The organism is Cyclobacterium xiamenense (assembly GCF_009467825.1).
Taxonomy (GTDB): domain Bacteria; phylum Bacteroidota; class Bacteroidia; order Cytophagales; family Cyclobacteriaceae; genus Cyclobacterium; species Cyclobacterium xiamenense.
In genome coordinates, this window is sequence record NZ_WIOK01000015.1 from 110,546 (window position 1) to 132,307 (window position 21,762).

The window sequence follows — 21,762 nt, forward strand, 5'->3', positions numbered from 1 at the left end:
CCTATAGCAGTGCCGCCGCTTCCTCGTCCAGGTACAGGGCAACGTCTGGATGATGCTGAAGGACCGAGGCCGGAACATTCTCCGTTACCGGCCGGCGTACCGCATCCCGGATCGTCGCGGCTTTCTTACTCCCATAGGCCAATAATACAATCTGCCTGGCTTCCATTATGGTCTGAATACCCATGGTGACCGCCTCGGTAGGAACTTCCTCCACAGTTGAAAAAAAACGGGCATTCGCTGTTATCGTTTCCTGTAAAAGCCGGGTCACGTGCGTTCGGGAATCAAGCGGTGTTCCGGGTTCGTTGAATCCGATGTGGCCGTTAGTCCCGATACCGAGCAACTGCAGGTCAATTCCTCCCTGCCTTTTGATTTCGTTTTCATATGCTTCACATTCCTTTTCCAAATCACCGATTCCGGAGGGCACATACGTGTTCTCCATGGGAATATTCAGGTGATGAAACAAATGCTCATTCATAAAGTAACGGTAACTCTGGGGATGGCTCCCTGGCAGCCCCACGTATTCGTCCAGGTTAAACGTACGGACCCGACTGTAATCGGTGCCCTGCGTCTGATGATCCCGAACCAGATTAGCGTAAGTGTCAATTGGGGAACTTCCGGTAGACAATCCCAAAACGCTTTGGGGGTTTTGCTTGACCTCGGCGATAATTCGCTCGGCTACTGCCCGGTGTAAGGCTTCCTTGTTTTGAAATATTTGAACTTGCATGGACTCGGATAATAAATAGTTAATTATGTGGTAAATGTTATGTATACTACGCCGATCCGGTGGCTTCCTACCATCCCTGCCTCCGTTTGTCGCAGCATTTTTTATTTTAAGGTGGGCAAACTCAGCTTGAACCGGACAGCCACCAAACGAATCAGAATGATCAATGCGATGGACAAAAGAAGGTTGCTGTTTCGTTCCGCACCATAATGATTCAGGATCAAATAGACCACGGCTCCGCTGAGGCAGGCAGACGCATAGATCTCCTTTCTGAACAAAATCGGTATCTCGTTGGTGAGGGTGTCTCGGATCACACCCCCCATTACCGCGCTGAACATACCCATAATCGCTGCTACCTCAGGTCTGAAACCTAGCGCCAGTGTTTTTTCTACACCCAGAATCGTAAAAAAGGCGATGCCAAGTGTATCAAACAAAAACAAGGTTTTTCTGAGTCTCGCCACCAGGGGGAAAAACAAAAAGGTAGTGATCAAGCCGGCAAAAATAGCATAGAGGAAATCCACGTTACCTATCCAGACCAACGGATAAGCACCGAGCAGGATATCCCGCAAACTACCCCCACCGATGGCTGTGATAAAACCGGTAAACCCGGCCCCGAATAGATCGTGGTCCCGGTTTTGTACCGTCAGCGCTCCCGATATGGCAAAGAAATACGTTCCTACCAACTCCAACACATATTGTAAATCAAATGGTATCACCGGCATCTACTTCCCTTTTTCAGTCTATTCCCCTTCCTTTTTAAACAAGTAGGCACCCATGGCACGCTGTCCATGGACCACCACCGACTTAGCCGGCTCCAATAAGCTAAGCCGGTAGCACTTCATGACTTCGGATAAGAGCTGCTCCGTGAGCACAAACCGTTCGGTACCGTCGGGAAGCGCTTGTTGCCGATCTGCTGGATCGCCCGAAAGCGGAAAACAGCCTCCTGCGTCCGAACACATCCTCAGCCAGAAAAGACCTCCTTTCTTCAGCACCCGCATTTGTTCACCAAACATTGCGTCAAAATGAACCCTATCTCTGGCAAAATGCATCACCGCACTGCTGATAAGGGCATCAAAAGCACCCCGGTGAAAGGGAAGATCCTCCACAGGCGCCACGATAAATCGCTGGGCGTCAAACGTAGGATCCAGCGTTTTGGCGGTAATTCGAGCCATCTGAATGGCAGTAGGATTACTGTCTACTCCCAAAATCTGATATCCCCCACGGATAAAATAATGGCTATTTCTACCCTCTCCGCAACCCGCGTCCAATAGCAACATATCCTTTTCAAAACGCCCCTTTAACAACTGATCCAGCAGGTAAATATCAATATTGCCCAGTAAGTTGTTCAATGCCTTTATTTCCATTTTCACTGTATGTTTACACCATCAAAAGGTTAGATTACTTCGTTCAGACCAAAATAAAAGGCCGGTCGATCACCGTAGGCCAGGTCAATTCTCAACTGGAGACCTTCCTCGTTTAGCCGATACCTGAACCCGATACCCGCTCCCAGCCGCATGTTCCGATTCAAACCAAAATCGCCGGCGTTCCTACCAATTTGACCCGCACTTCCAAAGGCAACCATTCGTAAGTTACGGTATACTGGAAACCGCCACTCAGCCTGGTAGACCATGGCATGCCGGTCCCGATACCTGCCCTCAAAATAGCCCCGCATCAAATCACTCCCACCCATCATGGACAAATGCTGAAACGGAACTTCCCCCTGAGTCAGGCTTACCATTGCCTGCCCCACAAACACCTGATCGTTTCTCATCGGCCAATATTTCCGGAAATCAAAAACCCATTGTGTGAAATCAAAATTACTCCCCAAAACGGAATGAAACTTCATCCAGGACAATTGATGGTACCCTCCTCGGGCAGGTTGGAAAATAGCATCCCGGCGATCCAGAGTCACTGCCAGTCCCAAACCGGACAAGCGCTGCCCATTGCTGCCCGGGATCGTGCCTGCATCCAGCAGTCCTCCTGGGACCTTCTGATATAGGTCATCCGTACGAAACTCATACCTAGGTCCCAGGTAAATGCCCCGGGCAACTTCCTTTTCGTAGTAGACATGTACGTAAAAATACCTGCTGGCATAGGATTCTGCCTCAAAAACCGCATTCCCAATTCCTGAAAACTGAAACGGATAATCGGAAAATTCCATCCGCCCATTGAAAAAAGACTTGTTTTGATTCATCCAAAGCTCCAATTCTCCCGTTAGGATCACCTGATGATTAAGGGTATACAAAAATGTGAGTGGTAAGGAAGAAGGTCTGTTTGCAACCGACAATGAATCGCTACCGGTCCTAAAAATCCTTACCGCCCGGGCTCCAATTCCCAAACTGGTCTCTGGAGAATAGGTGAGTGCGGGAATGAACGTCCATTGATCCGTACTGAACAGATCCACCGTGCGATCTGCCAGGCCAAAAAGCTTTTCTACGAACGATCCCCCTTCCCCCTGCTTAATAACCGACTCCAGATCCTGCGCCCGGAGGTGGCCAAACAGAAGAAATTGTACCGCCAAAAAAAACGTAATTCTTCGTCCCATGTAGGCCCGAAGATACTACATAATGCATCAAAATTCTATAATGAGACCAATTGTTGGAAGCACCGTTCCAGCCGGATTGGGAACCTCCCGGAGCAGGTAACGGGAAGGATCCTCCGGATCCACCAACAATTGCCCCTGATCACCTCGCTGGGGAACCAGGTTTGCCTGCTGCTCTGCCTGAAAATTGTAGGCATTTTGCACGTCAAAATACCAGTTTAGGTTCCACTTATCGTAAAAGTACTTTTTATCTACCCGAAGGTCCAGTTGGTGAAAGCTATTGAGGCGTTCGCCGTTGATTCGGGAAAAATCAAAAACACCCTGATTAAATAAATCCCAATTGGATCGAAGTGAGGAAGCCTGAAAGTCGTAAGGTGTATACGGGGTCCCTCCCAAAAAGCGCCAGCGGGCACCCAACTCCCAGTCCTTCTGGAGCCGCTTGCCGGCTGTTAAACTTACAATGAACCGATTGTCCCAGGAAGAGGGAAGAAACTCGGTATTGGGATTGGTAAATTCGCTGCGAACCAGCGTAAGTGCAGCTATTCCATAAAACCCCTTAAACAAGCGTTGCTGGGCGAGTAATTCGAGCCCATACGCCCTCCCCCTTGCGTCGGAAGTCACCGGTTCGTTCCCGATTACCCCAAAATCTGCCCCCAGATTAGCCAAGGCGATTCCGTTTCGAATCGAACTCGGATAGTTCGCATAGTTTTTATAAAATACCTCCGCCGAAAAACGCCGGTTTTTCTCCGGCAGTTGCCACTCCAGACCAGTAATCAGGTGTGTGGAACGGATAAAGCGGACATCGTTTTCCTGATTGACATAGGCCCCCTCGTTGTTCTGAAAACCCAAAACCGTGTAGGGCGGCTTTTGGTAGTAAATCCCGGCATTGGCATTCCAAAAGAGGTTATCTTTCAGTTGATAGCTGGTTGAAACCCGCGGACTTAACTGGTTTAAAGGGTTACTGGCAGTCGCCCCAAAATCGCTGCCATCCATCCGAACTCCCAAATTTACCAGCAAGCGCTCGTCCAGGTATTTTTTACTTCCCATCACAAATGCCCCATAACTGTTAAACAGGGAAACGGAAGAAATATCCAATACCTGTCCATCCTGTACCAATACTTGCCGGTCGAAATTTTCGATCAGGTAGCGGCTAAACTCGTAATTGACACCGTACTGAAGAGTGAAACCATCTTTGAAAACGCTGTTTTCTGCGCGGAATTTATTTTCACTCTCCTGTGAAAGGTAGTCAAACAACAGGTTTTCTTCCTGTGATGCATCGTTTTGCGCGTACTTATAGGACCGGTTGTTGAGCATGTTACGGCTTAAGATAAACGTCCAGAAGCCATTCTCCCGAAACCGCTTTAGCTTTATCCCCGTTGCATAATTCCACTGCGTGGAAATGGGCAGGTTGTCCAACAAAAACAAGCGATTTTCCCGGTCTTCGGTCGTCTCTCCATCCGGTACGTCAAAATTGAGTGCGAATTGATCGATCGCACCAACACCCAAAACTGTCAATTCCGTTTTTTCGTTGATCTGAGTTTTGGTCTTAAATGTAAAGTCATTGAAGGTAGGAAGAAAAGGAAGCCCCAATAAGCGAAACAATCCTTGCAAGTACGATCTTCTGGCCGATACAATATAGGTCGTCCGCTCGCCAATAGGCCCTTCATTGGAAAACGTCAGTTCACTGGCGCCCACAGTAACTTGCGAAAACATCTTGTCCCTACGGCCGTCTTTGAGCTGAAATTCAAAAAAAGAACTCAGCGCATTCATTCGATTGGCAGGAAAGCCTCCGCTGATAACATCCACATTTTTGATCAGGTTTACATTTAAGATCCCAACGGGACCTCCCGACGAACCTTGCGTGGCAAAGTGATTGATGACCGGAACCTCTATTTCATCAATAAAAAACTTATTTTCATTTGGGGCCCCTCCGCGAATAATGATATCGTTTCGAAAGCTAGCTGTACTGGCAACACCGGGCAGCGATTGGATCACCCTGCTTATGTCTCTATTTCCCCCCGGGTACCGTTCAATCTCGTTTGCATTTAATTTTCTTGCCGATAGTGGCGTCACATCCGAACGGCTGAATTCAGAACTTACCACCACTTCTTCCAGATTCGACGCATCTTCTTCCAACTCAAAATCGAGCTGCACCGGTCTGGCAAGGGATACCTGCACCTCATAAAATGTCTGTGATTTGAACCCGACAAAAGAGGCCCGCACGTTATACAAACCGGGTTCGAGACCGGTTAATTGATACTGCCCTTCTTCATCCGAAACGGTCCCTTTATCCAGGCCCTGAACAACCACGTTCGCAAAGGGAATGGGTTCGTTATTGACGGGATTAACTATTTTACCCTGAATAGTCCCTTCCTGAGCCAGCACAAACCCACAAGTAAAAAACAACGCAAATGTTATCAGAGAAACCTTCATAGAAATGGAACATTTAGAACAATAATCATTATGAATGAAAAATGTTTGTGGATCAAGGATGTTTTTTCAGGTACGGCTATTCTTGGCCCGCCACAGGCGCCACCAAGGTGTATTGGGTGAGTCGTGGTGCTCGTAATGGTAACCAAAAAAGTAGCAGGACACAAACGCCCAAATATGGTTTGGCGCTAAGGTACCGGAGTGGTGAGCATTTTCCTGCTCCCCTCTATGGGGAAGGTAGGTGCCAAAATAAAACAATTGAAGTGTGGAAAGAACCGCCGGCAGCATCCAAAACAAAACAAGGTTTTCTGTAGGAATCCAGATTTTCAATAAATTAAACGTACCCGCCATCAAGAGAAACTGCCAGATGTTCACATAGCTAAACAGAAAACTGAAGTACCAGGGGATGAACCGATTGGACGCATGGTAATCGGGATCCTTGTCTGTAGCGACGAATCGGTGGTGTTTGTGGTGATTCGGAAATAACCGCCAATAAAAATTGTAGGAAAACAACAAAGCTGCGAGCCAACCTACTGCATGATTCAATTTCCGGTTGGTAGAAACAACCCCATGCATGGCATCATGAGCGGTAATGAATAACCCGGTGTACAAATGCGTTTGAACCAAAATCGCCAAATAAACCAACGGATCCGAAAAATCGATGGAGTAGCCCAACAAAAACACCAAAGAAGTTGCCCACAATAGTATAATTGATCCGGCAATGATCAATCCCTTCGGATCAATAGGTAATGATAAATGCTGCTTTTGGGAAACGTTGTTCATGCAAGAAAAACACCAGAGAAACGTAAATCATTCAAAACTCCCGAATTCGGTCCCTGACTTTCTCCATCAACCACATGGGTGTAGAGGTGGCACCGCAAATACCCACGCTTTGTCCCTCGGTAAACCACGATTGCTCCACTTCTTCCGGACTGGATACAAAGTAGGTTTGCGCATTTTTTTCTTTGCAAACATTAAAAAGCACCTTCCCATTGGAAGACTTGGTTCCGCTAACAAACACAATATGGTCGAATTTGGAAGCGAATTCCCGTAATTCCTTGTCTCGGTTGGATACCTGCCTACAAATGGTATCGTTGGTATTTATTGTAATGCCGTTCGCCTTGAGAATTTCGTTGATCTCGTAAAACTTGTCGGTACTTTTGGTGGTTTGGCTGTATAAGGTAATGTTTTTTGGAAGCGAGGGAATATCCAATTCGCTGATATCCTGAAAAACGACCGCCTTGTTTCTTGTTTGCCCCAAAAGCCCTATCACTTCAGCGTGACCGTGCTTACCGTAAATGTAAATCGTTTCGTCCTTATCGTACGAATTTTTGATACGGTTCTGAAGTTTTAGTACTACCGGACAACTAGCGTCTACTAGCGTCAGGTTGTTTTTTATTGCCAACTCGTAGGTCGAAGGCGGCTCTCCATGAGCGCGAATTAAAATCTTTTCGTTTTTTAGGTCCTTCAGCGAATCGTGATTGATGATAATCAACCCTTTTTGGGTAAGCCGTTTGACTTCCTCGTCGTTGTGAACGATGTCCCCCAGGCAATACAAACGACCCTCATCGTCCAGGATTTCCTCAGCCATCTCTATAGCATAGACTACCCCAAAACAAAAACCAGAATGCTGATCAATATGTACATCCAAATTTAACATAGACTATAAACCAAACTAGCGTGTAAATGTTTTGCGACGTAGGATCTTTTCATAAATACTGATATTCAACAGCAACAAACCCAATGAATAAACGCTATCTTCTATCGGTACAGTTCCAATTCGAATCCCCAAGTTTTCCTGATTGTTGTACCCGACGATGGGTTCGTCCAACCAGGTACCGGTAAGAACCCCGTTTACCAGCATGAAAGGCAACAAGCTGACCAGATAGGCGGCCAGAAACCGACCCAGAATCCGATCTTTAAAGACCAGAAAATGAACCGCTACGATAAGCGAGGTAAATATAAAATTAAACGAAGTATACAACTTTTCCCAATGATAGAAACCCAAAACCAATAACAGCGGTACCATTATGTAGACAAAGGGCTTCCCGATGGGCTGTAGCCAATCTTTTTTCACAAAATAAATCAAGACTTCGTAGATAAAAATACAGGCAAAAGGCACGATAAAGAAGAACGAAATTTCTTCCAACGGCAATTCAAAGAGGTACCAACCCAGAATGTACCGTTCATTGAACCACCAAACACCCTCTACCGTAAACCAATGATCCCAAATGAGATAAACGCATGCGGTAATGAGGGATGCTGGCCAGAGCGCATACCATTTCTTGTGATAAGTAATCCGGTGTTCAAAAGACTGCGCCAGGGGATAAGAAAGGGTGAAGAGCATAAGCCCCAGGTAATAGTATTCTTCTTTCATTAACCAAGTCCTGTTTTGTACCCAAAATACGTTCGTACCAATAAAGCCATTTTTCGCCCGTTCGGGATGCGGATTCGTTGCTGGGTGATAACCTCCGGAGGCAATTCTTTGATTTTAGAGAAAAGCTTTCGGTAATACAGGTAAGCGATCTTGACCCCCAACATGGCTCCCTTTGGCAATTGATGAATGCCAATCAGCGCCTCATCGAAATCCTGCTCTATATCTGCTTCAATTTCTGATTTGATGGCCCGGTTGAAATCCTTGAACTCGACTCCCGGGAAATAAACCCTACCGCGTTCTTCGTAATCGCTTTTAAGGTCCCGTAAGAAATTAACTTTTTGAAAGGCAGCACCTAGTTTACAGGCCGCACCTCTGAGTCGATCATAAGTCTGACTGTCTCCCTTACAAAAAACCCGCAGACACATCAGCCCCACCACTTCTGCCGATCCATAGATGTACTCTTTGTATTTGGAATCGTTGTACCGGGTAAAATCCAGATCCATTTCCATGCTGGTCAGAAATGCATCGATCAAATCCCGCTCGATCTGGTATTGATTCACGATCAATTGGAAGGCGTGAAGTACCGGATTCAGACTAATTCCCTCGCGAATTGCCCGGTAAGTATCTTCCCTGAAAGCGTCCAACAAGGCTTGCTTGTCCTTGTCATGAAAGGTATCCACGATTTCGTCCGCGTACCGAACAAAACCATAAATCGCATAGATGGGAAGGTGTAGCTCTTTGTGAAGTGTTCGAATACCAAGGGTAAAGGACGTGCTGTACCGTTGGGTAATTAGTTTGCTACATTCGAGCGCAGTTTCATCAAAAAGCTGTTTGTGGTCGACCATATCCTGTTAAATATATCGATTATATTTATCTTTTCATCGATTTTATCACTTCTTTGGCAACAACTCCACCCGAAATAAGCGAGGGTGGTACCCCTGGGCCCGGCACTGTCAACTGCCCGGTATAGAAGAGATTGGGCAGTTTTTTATTTTTGAGGGAGGGTTTCAGAATGGCGGTTTGCATCAGGGTATTCGCCAGGCCATACGCATTGCCTTTAAACGCGTGGTAATCTTCTTTAAAGTCCCGATGGGCATAGGACTTTTTATAAACAATATGCGATCGTATCTCCTGTCCTGTTAATTTTTCTAACCGATCCATCACCAAATCAAAGTAGTACTCCCGGGTTTGCTCCGGGTCGTCCAGGTCGGGGGCCAGTGGAATCAGAATGAACAGGTTTTCCATCCCTTCAGGTGCCACCGAAGGGTCGGTCTGGGAAGGGACCGATACGTAAAATAAGGGCTTTTCCGGCCAGGCCGGATTGGTATAAATGGCCTCGGCATGGGGCCCTAGCGGCTCGTCAAAAAAGAGATTGTGGTGACGAAGATTCGTCAACCGCTTGTTTACGCCTAGGTAAAAAAGCAGCGAAGAGGGTGCCAGCGTGCGCGAGTCCCAATAGGTGTCGCTGTAGTTGCTCCATGCCGGGTCAAGCAGGTGCTTGTCCACGTGGTGGTAATCCGCCCCGGCGACCAACACGTCAAAGGCAACGATTTCTCCGTTGGACAAAAGCGCCGAAACTGCCTTCCCCTCGTGTACGTTGATTTTCTTCACTTCTGCTTCTGTCCGTATTTCCACGCCTTTTTCTTTGGCCAGCTGCACCATTCCTTCGATAATGCGGTGCATTCCTCCCATGGGATACCAGGTTCCGAGCGCGATATCGGCGTAATTCATCAGACTGTAAAGGGCTGGAATGTTCTGGGCTGTTTCTCCCAAAAACAAAACCGGAAACTCCATCAGACGAATGATTTTTTCGTGGGAAAAAAATTTCCTCACGTGGGAAGACATGGACTGAAAAATATCCATTCGAAAAAGGTCTTTCAGCAAGGAAAAGTCCAGGAATTCGGTGAGAGAAAGGCTTGGCCGATGTACCAAATCGTGAATGCCTTTTTGGTACTTATAGGCCGCCTGCTCCAAAAACAAATCGAGCTTTTTCGCGGCGCCTGGCTCTAATGCCTCCAATGCCTGCCGAAATTCGTCCAGATTGGCAGGGATATCCATGACATCGCCTTCTCCGAAGAAGACTGCGTAAGAAGGATCCAGCCGGGTCAAGGAGTAGTAATCGGTAACTTTTTTTCCAAATTTCTCGAAATACCGCTCAAACACATCCGGCATCCAATACCAACTGGGCCCCATATCAAATACAAAACCCTCGGCGTCGAATTTTCTTGCCCTTCCGCCGAGGGTGCTGTTTTTTTCCAACAATAGTACGTCTTGGCCTTCAGCTGCCAGATGAGTGGCTGTAGAAAGTCCGGCGAAGCCCGAACCAATGACTACAACTTTCTTATGAATCATTTTTTAGTTTTTGGTAATATAGACTTTAAGTTCGTCTTTTAATAATTTTCGCGCGATATGGATGCGGTTTTTTACCGTTCCAATGGGGATATCCAGCTTATCCGCTATTTCATGGTACTTAAAGCCCTTGTAGTGCATCATGAAGGGTGTTTTGTATACCGAATCCAGTTTTTCTATCGCTCGGGTAATGTCCTTCATGGCAAATTCTCCGTAAGCGCCATTTTCAATAACAGTGGACCCTGAATTGATGAAATGCAAGTTGTCAGAGGTGTCGACAAAGGTACCACGTCTTACCATTCGTTGGTAATTGGTAATGAAGGTATTTTTCATGATGGTATACAACCAGGCCTTTAGGTTGGTTCCGTCGGTAAATTTATCTTTATTCGTAAACGCCTTGACCATGGTGTCCTGCAACAAGTCATTCGCATCGTCCATGTCTCGGGTGAGTTTCAAAGCAAACGGTTTTAAGGATTTGCTCAATTTGTTTAGTGAGTAGCTAAATTCAAGAGTTGTCATGGTTTTATCCTTTTGTTTAATCAAAGCTACCCATTGTTAAACACCAAACCAAATATTTTTGTATAATTTTTTTAAAAATCTTTTAAACAAAAAAAGTATGTAGTGCCGCCCAACAACAAAAAACCCCTTTTAACTGCTTTAAAAGGGGTTTTTTGAGAACGAAATGAATGTCAAGATATATTTTTCTGTTTAATATTTATTATTTTTATTAAACAAACTATCCCCAGGCATCCCTCAAAAAGCGCAGCCAGTTGCCGTGCATGACCTGTTGAATGTCTTCCGAACTGTACCCGCGTTTTTGCAGCATGCCGGGAATCCGGCTGATATCCGCAATGGTTTCCAGGTCGTAGGGACTTTGCTCCCTACCGTACGCACCATCTAAATCCGTCCCTATCCCAATATGGTCGGCATTTCCGGCCAGTTGACAGATATGATCCAGGTGATCGACCACTTTTTCCAGGTCACAATTCATCTCACGGGGCAATGACACACCTTTGGTCCAGCCGGGAACCATCATCCATGCATCCAACGCTCCTCCAATCACTGCCCCCCGGTCGATCAATGCCTTAATTTGCTCGTCACTAAATTGCCGGTTGTGGTTGACTAGTGCCCGGCAGTTGTTATGGCTGGCCCAAACAGGCCCGTTAAAATGGTCCAGTGCCTCCCAAAAGCTTTCGTCGCAGAGATGGGTCGCATCCAAAATAATGGATAAACGCTCCATCTCGCGCAATAAATCCCTTCCTTTCGGTCCCAGGGGCCCGGATGCATCCGTCCCAGGGGCATACCTTCCCGGACCGTAATGCGCCGGACCCAACGCTCGTAGGCCTGCCTGGTAGGACTTTTCCAGGTAGCTTAGGTTGACAATGGAATCTGCCCCCTCCAGGGATAAGATATAGCCCACCGGTTTTTTCCCGGACTCGGTACCGTCCTGCCAGCGGGTGACGTGCTCTTCCAGCGAGGCCAAATTATTGATTTGAACCATTTCTCCCTTGTCCTCCATTGCCCGATACCAGGCCAATTGACCTTGGGTTTGTGCCCAGGCCTGCTCGGGACTGTGCCAACCTGGCAATGGATTGCCGGGTGCCACGTACCGGGCTATCTGTGTGGCTACCACCAGGCCGATTTCTGCTTCCCTCAGCGCCGGTAATGAAACCGTTGCATTTCCCCGGTCCGGTTTATCATTCATGCCCATTTCCCGTTCCCGTTGATTGATCTGTTCCACGGTAAGCGTTAGATCCCGATTCCATTCCAGCGCATTCATGCTCAGGTCCAGGTGTGCATCGATAGTAAACATATAGTGTCGTTTCGTTAGATTCGTTTAAACTGGCTGTCAATAGGTTATTCTACGGTCACGCGAGAGGGTTTTCCATACGGCTACTTGTTCGCCATTTTCCACCACCACTGCTTCCTGATGCAGGGCCACTGTGGGGCATATATGGTAGGGCACTCCATACAGCACATCTCCAATCTGGTAAGAATGATCGGGTGCCACTTGCAATACCAGGTGCTCTTCGCTTTGACTGACGGGCGATACGTCCATTGCGTTCAGAAATCGAACCCGCTTGTCGATGGGGTTTTCGGAGGCGATGGCTTTGTGTCCCAGATCCACACAGACCAGATTTTCGGCCGGAAGGGAAATCACACGGCTTATCACCAGGGCAGCGTGAAGAAACTCCTGTTCGGGAAGCCCGGTTCCATATCCCTCGTCCCAATAGATGAAGGTGCCGGGAGCACAAATCACGTTTTGCCTGGCCGCATGGATGGGAAAGGTCGTTGTTCCTCCAGCGATAATTTCCAGAGGAAGGTTATGGATTTTTTCCAGGGTTTCGCGCATCGCAGCGATTGGAGCGAAGCCCTCTTCGCACTCCGCTGTCCGGATTTCAAATACCGGGTTCCGCAAATGCCCATCGTACAAATGAAAGCCTCTTACTGACAAACCGGATTTGCCGAGCAGTTTTTCCACCAGCTCCACGGCGGCCGAGCCCGGGGCAATTCCCGTACGATTGGTTCCCGCATTGAGATCCACGTACACGGAAAGTACCTGCCCGGCTTGCCTCGCTTTGGCATCCAATGCCTCGGCTGCGGTTTCCTGGTCTGTCAGGCAATGGAAGCGCACATCCGGATAGGCTTGGATTAGTGCAAACAGGCGGTCAATTTTTGGTCCTACGGGCTGATAGGCCAGCAGGATATCGGTAGCTCCGGCAAGTACCAGCATCTCCACCTCGGCAATTGTGGCAGCCTTGAACTTGCTGATTCCGGCATCCATCATTAGCTGACATGCTTCTATGGACTTGTTGGTTTTTACGTGTGGGCGCAGGCGGTCCGGAGTCCCGACGACTGCAATCGCACGCTGTATGTTTTCCCGTGCCCGGTCTCGGTACACCAACAGCGCTGGACTATCGACCGTTTCCGGATGCTGTAATTCATACCATGTATCTGACATACGATTACTGGTTAATCTCGAAGGTTGCTTCGATTTCCACAGAAATATTTCCTGGCAAGGAGCCAAAGCCCACCGCACTTCTAGAGCCTATGCCGTTTTCTTCACCCCAAATTTCTGCGAAAAGCTCCGAACACCCGTTGATTACATAGGGATGGGATTCAAAATCCAAACTGCAATTGACCATGCCCAGAACTTTGATCACCCGTTTGATCTTATTTATACTGCCAAGCTGGGACTGCAGGGTAGACAGCATGGTCAGCCCCACCTGTCTGGCGGCAGCCTTTCCCTGGTCCTTGTCCAGGTCTATCCCCACTTTACCCGTAATCAGCGTACCGTCTTCCAAGACTGGCCCGTGGCCCGACAAAAACAATAAATTTCCGGTAATAACAATTGGCCGGTATACACCTCCCGGAGGAGGCGCCGGAGGTAACACCAAACCCAATTCTTTTAATTTTCCTTCTGCAGACATGTTTTCCATTGTTTATTTTTCTTTACTTATACAAACACATCCAATACCAACACACCTACCAGACCGATTACGGCCACCGCCGTTTCCAGTAAGGTCCAGGATAAAAAGGTCTGTTTGATACTGAGATTAAAATATTCTTTCACCAACCAAAATCCTCCGTCGTTGACATGCGAGAAGATGAGGCTACCGGTTCCAATGGCCAGTACCATCAAGTTAGGATCTACCCCGCCCGCGGCCACAAGGGGAGCACTAATGCCCGCAGCCGTCAGAGCCGCAACGGTGGCCGAACCCACAGATATCCGTATCACAGCCGCAATTAGCCAGCCCAGAAGCAAGGGATTGACTGGCAATTGCTGCAGGGAGGCACCAATTTCGGCACTTACCCCACTATCCATCAAGACCTCCTTGTATGCACCAGCGCCGGCAATAATTAACAAAATCAACGCGATGTCCTTCACCGCAGTTCCGTAGCCTTCCATGATGGTTGCCATGCGTTGTCCCCTGCCAATGCCCAAACTGTACGTTGCCCAGATAAGTGACAGCAGCATGACCACATTTGGGTCGCTAAAAAAAGCAATCCAACCATAAGCCGGATGGTCTTCGGGAAAATTCAAGCCCAACAAGGATAGGACAATCAGTAAAAAAACCGGCAACAAGGCCGTAAATAAACTATTCACCAACCCAGGCAATTGCTCTATTGGTTTTGGCTTTGCGCTAAAGACTGCCAAAGGTTTCACTTGAATGGTTCCGAAATAGGGCAATTTTCCAAGCAGAGGACCTGCCAAGATCACCGTCGGAACCGCCAAAATCAGTCCATATATGAGCGTGGTACCCATGTGCGCATCAAATTGAGCCACCAGGGCTACCGGCGCAGGATGGGGGGGCAATAAGCCGTGTGTAACGGAAAGCGCTGCCAGCATGGGAATGCCCACAACCATCACCGGAATCCTGTGCTGGTTGGAGACGGCAAAAACGAGCGGAATCAGTAAAACAAAACCTACATTAAAAAACAAGGGAATCCCCACAATAAACGCTGTCAAGGCGATGGACCATTGCAACCGGCGCTCTCCAAAACTTTCGGTAAGAAACAAGGCAATCCGCTGGGCCGCGCCGCTGTCTGCTACCACCTTTCCCAACATGGCACCCAACACAATCACAATCACCAAGGCACCCATGAGACTGCCAATTCCTCGCTGAATGGAACCGGAGATGGATTCCAAGGGAATGCCCAGGAACAGGCCAGCTGCAATGGATGTCAGGAGAAATGCAATAAATGGCTCTACCTTCATCCAGACAATCAGCCCTACCAAGAACAAAATGCTTACGCCAACAATCAAAAAGGTCATCATGGAATGGAAATGAATCCAAAAAATACAGCATATTCTGCTGAATGCCTATTCTGACCCCACAAACTTAAAAAAAATCTGCCAGGTAAGGCCAAATTCCTTCCGCTGGCATTGCCTCTATTCCTGAACGTAAAGCAGCGTGCGCCCCGGGCAAAGGCTCACCACGGCAGAAGGCAGTCAACCGGTTTTCCAACGATACACCCGTTCGCCGAAACCCAGTTGCCTGGATTCAATCAATAGTGAGGAGTCAATGGCTGCTCTTTTGCCACTTAAACGTAAATGTTTTGCCCCTCCCGGTAAGTTGGACCAGGTAATTTCCAATGGGCAGGTTCAACAGCCGATTTTCAACCAATGCGGGCTCAAAGTCGCCGGAAAAGAACTGGGAATCTATTCCAACCCCTTTGAGATTCCAGATGCTGAACGCATCAATTTCCTCGGAACTCCACGAGCCCAGCGTCAGGTGTACAGGGCCGGAAATATGGGGATTGGGAAAAAGTTTTGGACCATTGCCGGCGAAATGTGGATGGTCCACCCGGAGCACCGGGCTATAGCTCAGCGCTCCACTTTCCTCTTTTGCGATAATCTGGTAGTACCAAAAGGGTACGTCTGCCGGATACCGATCATCTTCGAACCTAACCTCTCCGGCCCCTTGGGCTGCCTCAAAACTGCCGATAGGTGAAAACTCCAGTATGTGTCCAGTTGAGCGGGTAACGGTGTAGGCGATGGAGGCTTCAGATCCCGTTTTCCAGGTCAAGCGAACCCTGTCTCCCTGAAGTTGGGCCGTTAATCCTTTCCAATCCAGGGGCAATACGCTTAATGGACTAATGCTTCCGACGGTGAACAAGCTGTTTTGGGCAGTCTGAAACGGAAAAGACCTTCTCGCCCAGAGCCATCCTTGCTGCTCTCCGGCCGTCACGTGTTGACCGATTGCTGCTTCCCCGTCACCTACCAGCCTCAAGTGCTGCAGGTCCTGCACGGAAAGGTCCTCGGCACTTACCCAAGCCACCACCTGTCCGGAATCACCTCCGGCCGTGCTTAACGAGAAAAAGCTATTCAAATGATACACCACCGCCTCTCCTTCATCCATAAAACCCGGATCGTAGGTAACGCCGGGATTTTCCAAATACCGTACTACCAGCCCTTGTCCAGGAGCTGACAAACTCCCTTCCAACAGAAAGTGTCTCGGAGCATCCAGCCATTGATCATAATAGGGAAAGCGTGCGTTACTGGCGGTAAGGGTTAGTGGCAAATTCTCGTAAGTGAATTCACCCAAGTTGAACCAATTTCCGCCCGAATAGGTGTAGGTTCCCGTGGGACCAAAATCCAACAGCAGGTCGTTTTGCTGAAAATCCAGGTTTCCGCTCACCTGTTCAAATCGATCTCGTAGGGTTAGGTCGTTGTTTATCCACACCGTGCCTGCCTCTTTGTCTACCAATAAGCCAGAAAGAACCAGGGAGGGTACCTCCAATTCCTGATCAGCAGGCCCTATCAAGTCCAGATCGGTACCCGAGGCTACCACGGCGCCTCCGGAGAGAACGGTAAAATCACCCTTAACGGAGACCTGGGGTGGTAAGAGTTTCGTGGCTGCACCCTGCAAGTACAGGTGGGTATACACAAAATTCTCCTGGGAAGCTGGCAGGGAGGCTTGTAAAAACTGCTGGGACACATCATCCGAGGAATAGTAAACATTCCCATCCAGAATCAGGTTTACCGCATCTAAAACTGGTTCCTGGCCCAGCAATACCAGGTTGGCACCTTCTTCGAGAACGAACAAACTGGCAGGTTTGGATACCGTTCTTCGCAGGATTTGGTCAAATTCTTTGCTTGCCTCGGAAATCAGCGTGGCGCCGGATGCAATGCGGAGTTCGCCAAAATCCTCGGTACCAAAGACCGCCGTGGCGGTAAAGGAAAACGTGGACGTGGCAGGGTCTCCATTGGTATTAACGGTTTGCCGAACGGTGCCGCTTTGTATCAAAAAATCACTGGCCTTAAATACCGCATTGACCACCAATATTTCGCCCGGGTACGGGTTGAACACCACCGAAAACCTACTGCCCAGATTCTGCCCACTCCAGGAAGCCCTGTCAACGACCGTTCGTGAGGAACCCTTGAATACGATACGGCCTGTTTCCGGATAAATCCAGTCGTCTCCCAGCCATGTACTGCCATGCAGTAGGTAGTCGCCATTTCCATCAACAGTAAAACTATGCAGGCTCCCGTAAACATCCAGGTCGTAGTCCTGCAAATTCAATTTTTTTCCTGCATTCGCATCACCAAAAAGATAGACGTTTCCGATCTCCTGGTTTTGCGTCAGGCGTACTTCATGGCCTTGCAAGATAAATACGTCGTGGTTGCGATCCGGAGGCGTCGCGGCCGCGATCCAGGCGGTACCGTCAAAGACTTGCCATATCGCGGGATTGGCCCAGTCCCCCAGCGGGAGAAGGGTTCGGTAACTATTGGTTGTCAGCCCAATCTGCCCGGAAGCGATAAAAAACACCCCTGCCAGCAAGCAGATCGTACAGATTGCCCGCCTGTACCAAAACTTCCCGATGCAAATGTAAGGTTTCATGGAATAAAAAATATCCACAATAAAAGTAAATGATTACTAAAACTAACACTATTTCAGTAAAAACCAAAGAATATACTACTTATTTTTTAATGGTAAATTCGTTTTTATGGATACAAGCGGTTCCGGCTCCCTCGCGGATAGTCGGGAATGATTTGGCAAAAGAATAGCCGGATAACTGAATTAATCCCGTAAATTTGTCGTAGACAACCAGGTAACTGTTCCAACATTCGCCATTTCCATGAAAGGTTCTTCGTGTTTTACACTTCCTAAACCCGTTCTATTTTTCGGCCTCGCCCTGTTTTTCGGAGTAGTAGTGGCGGTCCCGGACAGTCCTGCGCAGCAGTACCAAATAAGCCTGCTGACCTGCGATCCCGGGGAGGAGCTGTATTCCACATTTGGCCATAGTGCCATTCGGGTACGGGAATTGGATTCTGGCCAGGACCTGGTTTTTAATTATGGCACCTTCGATTTCAACACCTCCTTTTTTTACCTGAAATTTATCCGCCGTACCCTGGATTACCAATTATCGCTAACCACCACGGAAAATTTTTTATACGAGTACAACTATTTCAAACGCAGCGTGCGCGAACAGGAACTGGCCCTATCGGAAGCCCAGGCAAGGGCCGTGGTGGCGTTTCTACAAGAAAACTACCGCCCGGAAAATCGGAAATACCGGTATGACTTTTTCTTTGACAATTGCTCCACCCGAATTCGTGACCTGTTTGAAGCCGTGCTTGGCCCTTCCTTAACATGGAATCATCCCGGAACCGCTCCCTCGAAATCGTTCCGAAACATGATTGACGAATACGTGTATCCCTTGCCCTGGTCCGATCTGGGCATTGACCTGGCTTTGGGAGCCGTCATTGACCGGACTGCCGACGAAGACGAAAAAATGTTTTTACCGGATTATCTGGAAGCCGCTTTTAACCGGGCCACCATTATCGGAGACGGTCCGGAACGTGGGCTGGTAGGGGAAACCAAGACCATATACGATTTTCCGGAGCGGGCAGCTTCCGGCTGGGATTTGTCCAGTCCCTACCTGGTATTTTGGATTCTGGCCGTCACCGTTGGGGGCATTACCTTTGTTGGTTTTAAGAAAAAACGACTGTACGCCGGACTGGATGCAGGTATTTTCACGCTTTTGGGTTTGCTCGGACTGTTGTTGGTGTTTCTATGGTTTTTCACGGAACACTCCCAAACAAAAAACAATTGGAACCTGTTTTGGGCCTTTCCCCTGCATCTGGCACTGGCATGGCTCCTTGTCAAAAATCCACTCAGCCCAATGGTAAAAAAACTCCTGCTCGGAGCCATGATTCTGACCGATTTGGGACTGGTAGTGTGGATTCTGGGATTTCAGTCCTTTCATCCAAGCATATTGCCCTTGCTGCTGCTCGTTCTGCTTCGTACCAATTTCCTTTATTATAATCTCAACGCATTCAGTAATTTGGACAAAAGGAGGTAAGCGGGAAAACTATTCACTACCTGTCCGGCGTTGTATTGAAATAAATTAAAATTATATGGATTTTAATATAATTTCCGATTATCAACCTACCGGAGATCAACCAAATGCCATCAAAAACCTGGTCAGCGGGGTGAATGAAGGCGAGCCCGCGCAGGTACTTTTAGGAGTAACAGGTTCCGGAAAAACCTTTACAATTGCCAACGTCATACAGGAGGTCCAAAAACCGACCCTGGTGTTGAGCCATAACAAAACGCTGGCGGCGCAGCTTTACGGTGAATTCAAACAGTTTTTCCCAAACAACGCCGTAGAGTATTTCATTAGCTATTACGATTACTACCAACCCGAAGCGTTTATCCCTACCAGCGGCACCTATATAGAAAAGGACCTCTCCATCAACGAAGAGATCGAAAAATTACGGCTTTCTGCAACTTCAGCCCTTCTTTCAGGCAGAAGAGACGTAATCGTAGTGGCCTCTGTTTCCTGCATTTATGGCATCGGAAACCCCGAGGAGTTTGGCAAAAACGTGATCAAACTCCAGGAAGGAGACCGGATCCCCCGAAACCAATTTCTTTTCAAACTGGTGGAGGTACTTTACAGTCGTACTACCGGGGAGTTTACCCGGGGTACTTTTCGGGTAAAGGGGGATACGGTGGATATATTTGTAGCATACGGCGATTTTGCTTACCGCATATTCTTTTGGGGGGATGAAATCGAGGCCATACAGCGGGTAGACCCGGAAAGCGGGAAAAAACTCTCGGACGAAAAAGTCATCACGATCTTCCCAGCAAATCTATTCGTAACAGGAAGAGATGTCATCGAGACGGCGATTCACGAAATACAGGACGACCTGGTTGCACAGGTTGGGTTTTTTGAGCAAGACCGGAAACTCATGGAAGCAAAACGCCTGAAAGAGCGGACCGAATTTGACCTGGAAATGATCCGGGAGCTCGGGTATTGCTCGGGGGTAGAAAACTACTCCCGGTACTTTGACCGTCGTCAGCCCGGAACCCGACCCTTCTGTTTGTTGGATTATTTTCCGGATGATTTTTTGATGGTAATCGATGAGAGTCACGTCACGCTACCCCAGGTACGCGCCATGTGGGGAGGGGATCGCTCCAGAAAAATTAACCTGGTCGATTTTGGTTTTCGGCTGCCCTCCGCCCTGGACAACCGGCCTTTGAAATTCGATGAATTTGAATCCCTAACCAACCAGGTGATTTACGTTAGCGCCACCCCTGCCGATTACGAATTGACCAAATCCGAGGGCGTGGTGGTGGAACAAATCATCCGGCCCACCGGGCTTTTGGATCCGGAAATCGACGTTCGGCCCAGTGGAAACCAAATCGACGATCTGTTGGAAGAAATTGATCAAACCATTCGGAAGGGTTTTCGGGTTTTGGTAACCACGCTTACCAAACGAATGGCGGAGGAACTTGATAAATACCTGGCTAAAATCGGGGTGAAATCCCGGTACATCCACTCGGAGGTAAAACCGCTGGACCGGGTGGAAATACTTCGGGAGCTCCGTCTGGGTGTTTTTGACGTACTCGTGGGGGTAAACCTGTTGCGGGAAGGATTGGATTTGCCGGAAGTTGCCCTGGTAGCCATTCTGGATGCGGACAAAGAAGGTTTTTTACGAAACGAACGGAGTCTGGTACAAACGATCGGGCGGGCAGCCAGGAATTCGGAAGGCCGGGTGATCATGTACGCAGATAAGGTCACAGAGAGTATGCAATCAGCCATGGACGAAACGAACCGAAGGCGGGCAAAGCAGAAAGAATACAACGAAGCCCATGGAATCACGCCGACCACGGTCATCAAATCCCGGGAGCGCATCATGGGCCAAACGAAGGTCGCCGATAGCAAGCGAAATGCGAAAGTCTATGTAGAAAACAATCCCGAAGACGTAGACGTGGCAGCGGATCCGGTCATTCAGTATTTAAGCAGGGAAAAGCTGGAAAAACTCATCAAGCAAACCCAGAAACGAATGGAAGCCGCCGCAAAAGAACTCAATTTCATGGAGGCAGCACGCCTCCGAGACGAGTGGTTGGGATTGCAAAAGCGGCTGGAAACCCTAAACGGAGGAGCAGAATGAAAAAAATAGGTACAATACTGGTTTTCCTGCTCACGGTACACCTGGGTACGGGCACGTTGCAGGCCCAGCAGGCCGCGGGGAGCTTTTTGATCAGCGGTGGATTGGATTTAATTCGATCTGATTTGGATCAGGTCCTGGAGCGGGCCCAATTTGGTGCGGAAGTAAATTATTTTTACCTGCATCAATTGTCCTTTTCTGGCGGGTATGAATACAACCTCAACCAACCGAATCATATCACGGCAGGAATCCGCTGGTACCCACTTGAACCGGTCTTCGTTCGGGCCCGTGCCTTGGTGGGCAACCAAGCCGACCTGGGTATTGGCCTGGGGTATACCTATAACCTTACTTACCGGACCCGTCTGGAGGCCATGGCGGACTATTACGTACAGGGAAGCGCATTGGGGGCTCGACTAGCCATTGCCGTACTAATAAATTAAAGG

Annotated in this window: 19 protein-coding genes; 3 read left to right on the forward strand and 16 right to left on the reverse strand. The window is 48.4% G+C overall.

From position 1 onward, the window contains the following. Nucleotide 1 precedes the first annotated feature (1 nt). The 16 genes from nagB to GCU44_RS13025 all read right to left on the reverse strand — a co-directional run bounded on the left by nagB (nucleotide 2) and on the right by GCU44_RS13025 (nucleotide 17,765). Nucleotides 2-724 (reverse strand): glucosamine-6-phosphate deaminase, encoded by a 723-nt coding sequence (nagB, locus tag GCU44_RS12950; protein WP_154856776.1) that lies wholly within the window; start codon nucleotides 722-724, stop codon nucleotides 2-4. 101 nt (nucleotides 725-825) lie between these two features. After that, entirely contained in the window at nucleotides 826-1,443 is a 618-nt protein-coding gene (locus tag GCU44_RS12955; RefSeq protein ID WP_154856777.1) for a trimeric intracellular cation channel family protein, read from the reverse strand. 18 nt (nucleotides 1,444-1,461) lie between these two features. Then, nucleotides 1,462-2,085 (reverse strand): class I SAM-dependent methyltransferase, encoded by a 624-nt coding sequence (locus tag GCU44_RS12960; RefSeq protein ID WP_092171668.1) that lies wholly within the window; start codon nucleotides 2,083-2,085, stop codon nucleotides 1,462-1,464. Between the two features lie 29 nt (nucleotides 2,086-2,114). Beyond that, nucleotides 2,115-3,266 carry a BamA/TamA family outer membrane protein gene (locus GCU44_RS12965; RefSeq protein WP_154856778.1) on the reverse strand — a complete coding sequence of 384 codons (1,152 nt, stop codon included), beginning with the start codon at nucleotides 3,264-3,266 and terminating at the stop codon, nucleotides 2,115-2,117. 27 nt (nucleotides 3,267-3,293) lie between these two features. Continuing rightward, complete coding sequence (locus tag GCU44_RS12970; protein ID WP_154856779.1) at nucleotides 3,294-5,696, reverse strand: TonB-dependent receptor; 2,403 nt, start codon at nucleotides 5,694-5,696, stop codon at nucleotides 3,294-3,296. A gap of 66 nt (nucleotides 5,697-5,762) precedes the next feature. Continuing rightward, complete coding sequence (locus GCU44_RS12975; RefSeq protein WP_154856780.1) at nucleotides 5,763-6,476, reverse strand: fatty acid desaturase; 714 nt, start codon at nucleotides 6,474-6,476, stop codon at nucleotides 5,763-5,765. A gap of 31 nt (nucleotides 6,477-6,507) precedes the next feature. Beyond that, nucleotides 6,508-7,353, reverse strand: coding sequence for a 4-hydroxy-3-methylbut-2-enyl diphosphate reductase (locus GCU44_RS12980; protein ID WP_154856781.1), 846 nt, complete (start codon nucleotides 7,351-7,353; stop codon nucleotides 6,508-6,510). Nucleotides 7,354-7,368: 15 nt separating this feature from the next. Then, the gene (locus GCU44_RS12985) at nucleotides 7,369-8,070 is read right to left on the reverse strand and encodes a lycopene cyclase domain-containing protein (RefSeq protein WP_092171655.1); all 702 of its coding nucleotides are present in this window, start codon (nucleotides 8,068-8,070) and stop codon (nucleotides 7,369-7,371) included. Continuing rightward, a complete protein-coding gene (locus GCU44_RS12990) occupies nucleotides 8,070-8,915 on the reverse strand; it encodes a phytoene/squalene synthase family protein (protein ID WP_154856782.1) in 846 nt (281 codons plus the stop codon). Before GCU44_RS12990 ends, GCU44_RS12985 begins: the two co-directional genes overlap by 1 nt. Nucleotides 8,916-8,940: 25 nt before the next feature. Then, nucleotides 8,941-10,422, reverse strand: coding sequence for a phytoene desaturase family protein (locus tag GCU44_RS12995; protein WP_154856783.1), 1,482 nt, complete (start codon nucleotides 10,420-10,422; stop codon nucleotides 8,941-8,943). A gap of 3 nt (nucleotides 10,423-10,425) precedes the next feature. Then, nucleotides 10,426-10,938 carry an RNA polymerase sigma factor gene (locus tag GCU44_RS13000; RefSeq protein ID WP_092172791.1) on the reverse strand — a complete coding sequence of 171 codons (513 nt, stop codon included), beginning with the start codon at nucleotides 10,936-10,938 and terminating at the stop codon, nucleotides 10,426-10,428. Between the two features lie 217 nt (nucleotides 10,939-11,155). Further along, nucleotides 11,156-12,232, reverse strand: a complete 1,077-nt coding sequence (locus GCU44_RS13005; RefSeq protein ID WP_154856784.1) for a dipeptidase — start codon at nucleotides 12,230-12,232, stop codon at nucleotides 11,156-11,158. 36 nt (nucleotides 12,233-12,268) lie between these two features. Further along, nucleotides 12,269-13,381: a D-TA family PLP-dependent enzyme gene (locus tag GCU44_RS13010; RefSeq protein WP_154856785.1), complete on the reverse strand. Its 1,113-nt coding sequence runs from the start codon at nucleotides 13,379-13,381 to the stop codon at nucleotides 12,269-12,271. Between the two features lie 4 nt (nucleotides 13,382-13,385). After that, nucleotides 13,386-13,850 carry a RidA family protein gene (locus GCU44_RS13015; protein WP_206670837.1) on the reverse strand — a complete coding sequence of 155 codons (465 nt, stop codon included), beginning with the start codon at nucleotides 13,848-13,850 and terminating at the stop codon, nucleotides 13,386-13,388. A 26-nt stretch (nucleotides 13,851-13,876) separates the two neighbouring features. Then, nucleotides 13,877-15,196: a gluconate:H+ symporter gene (locus GCU44_RS13020; RefSeq protein ID WP_154856806.1), complete on the reverse strand. Its 1,320-nt coding sequence runs from the start codon at nucleotides 15,194-15,196 to the stop codon at nucleotides 13,877-13,879. A 247-nt stretch (nucleotides 15,197-15,443) separates the two neighbouring features. After that, nucleotides 15,444-17,765 carry a T9SS type A sorting domain-containing protein gene (locus tag GCU44_RS13025; RefSeq protein WP_154856787.1) on the reverse strand — a complete coding sequence of 774 codons (2,322 nt, stop codon included), beginning with the start codon at nucleotides 17,763-17,765 and terminating at the stop codon, nucleotides 15,444-15,446. A 238-nt stretch (nucleotides 17,766-18,003) separates the two neighbouring features. Here GCU44_RS13025 and GCU44_RS13030 point away from each other — a divergent pair, with 238 nt between their 5' ends. The 3 genes from GCU44_RS13030 to GCU44_RS13040 are packed head-to-tail and all read left to right on the forward strand — an operon-like array spanning nucleotide 18,004 to nucleotide 21,759. Beyond that, nucleotides 18,004-19,227 carry an Lnb N-terminal periplasmic domain-containing protein gene (locus GCU44_RS13030; RefSeq protein WP_154856788.1) on the forward strand — a complete coding sequence of 408 codons (1,224 nt, stop codon included), beginning with the start codon at nucleotides 18,004-18,006 and terminating at the stop codon, nucleotides 19,225-19,227. A gap of 55 nt (nucleotides 19,228-19,282) precedes the next feature. Beyond that, nucleotides 19,283-21,322 carry an excinuclease ABC subunit UvrB gene (gene uvrB / locus GCU44_RS13035; protein WP_154856789.1) on the forward strand — a complete coding sequence of 680 codons (2,040 nt, stop codon included), beginning with the start codon at nucleotides 19,283-19,285 and terminating at the stop codon, nucleotides 21,320-21,322. Then, a complete protein-coding gene (locus GCU44_RS13040; RefSeq protein WP_154856790.1) occupies nucleotides 21,319-21,759 on the forward strand; it encodes a hypothetical protein in 441 nt (146 codons plus the stop codon). The genes uvrB and GCU44_RS13040 overlap by 4 nt, the downstream gene beginning before the upstream one ends. The last annotated feature ends 3 nt before the right edge of the window (nucleotides 21,760-21,762 follow it).

Bases quoted from the DNA above. Each gene is read 5' to 3' on its own strand.
- GCU44_RS12955 (WP_154856777.1), bottom strand. From the start codon at position 1,443: ATGCCGGTGATACCATTTGATTTACAATATGTGTTGGAGTTGGTAGGA.
- GCU44_RS13010 (WP_154856785.1), bottom strand. From the start codon at position 13,381: ATGTCAGATACATGGTATGAATTACAGCATCCGGAAACGGTCGATAGT.
- GCU44_RS13015 (WP_206670837.1), bottom strand. From the start codon at position 13,850: ATGTCTGCAGAAGGAAAATTAAAAGAATTGGGTTTGGTGTTACCTCCG.
- GCU44_RS13040 (WP_154856790.1), top strand. From the start codon at position 21,319: ATGAAAAAAATAGGTACAATACTGGTTTTCCTGCTCACGGTACACCTG.
- GCU44_RS12995 (WP_154856783.1), bottom strand. From the start codon at position 10,422: ATGATTCATAAGAAAGTTGTAGTCATTGGTTCGGGCTTCGCCGGACTT.
- GCU44_RS13000 (WP_092172791.1), bottom strand. From the start codon at position 10,938: ATGACAACTCTTGAATTTAGCTACTCACTAAACAAATTGAGCAAATCC.
- GCU44_RS13005 (WP_154856784.1), bottom strand. From the start codon at position 12,232: ATGTTTACTATCGATGCACACCTGGACCTGAGCATGAATGCGCTGGAA.
- GCU44_RS12960 (WP_092171668.1), bottom strand. From the start codon at position 2,085: ATGGAAATAAAGGCATTGAACAACTTACTGGGCAATATTGATATTTAC.
- nagB (WP_154856776.1), bottom strand. From the start codon at position 724: ATGCAAGTTCAAATATTTCAAAACAAGGAAGCCTTACACCGGGCAGTA.
- GCU44_RS13030 (WP_154856788.1), top strand. From the start codon at position 18,004: ATGAAAGGTTCTTCGTGTTTTACACTTCCTAAACCCGTTCTATTTTTC.
- GCU44_RS12970 (WP_154856779.1), bottom strand. From the start codon at position 5,696: ATGAAGGTTTCTCTGATAACATTTGCGTTGTTTTTTACTTGTGGGTTT.
- GCU44_RS12985 (WP_092171655.1), bottom strand. From the start codon at position 8,070: ATGAAAGAAGAATACTATTACCTGGGGCTTATGCTCTTCACCCTTTCT.
- GCU44_RS13025 (WP_154856787.1), bottom strand. From the start codon at position 17,765: ATGAAACCTTACATTTGCATCGGGAAGTTTTGGTACAGGCGGGCAATC.
- GCU44_RS13020 (WP_154856806.1), bottom strand. From the start codon at position 15,196: ATGACCTTTTTGATTGTTGGCGTAAGCATTTTGTTCTTGGTAGGGCTG.
- GCU44_RS12990 (WP_154856782.1), bottom strand. From the start codon at position 8,915: ATGGTCGACCACAAACAGCTTTTTGATGAAACTGCGCTCGAATGTAGC.
- GCU44_RS12980 (WP_154856781.1), bottom strand. From the start codon at position 7,353: ATGTTAAATTTGGATGTACATATTGATCAGCATTCTGGTTTTTGTTTT.
- GCU44_RS12965 (WP_154856778.1), bottom strand. From the start codon at position 3,266: ATGGGACGAAGAATTACGTTTTTTTTGGCGGTACAATTTCTTCTGTTT.
- GCU44_RS12975 (WP_154856780.1), bottom strand. From the start codon at position 6,476: ATGAACAACGTTTCCCAAAAGCAGCATTTATCATTACCTATTGATCCG.
- uvrB (WP_154856789.1), top strand. From the start codon at position 19,283: ATGGATTTTAATATAATTTCCGATTATCAACCTACCGGAGATCAACCA.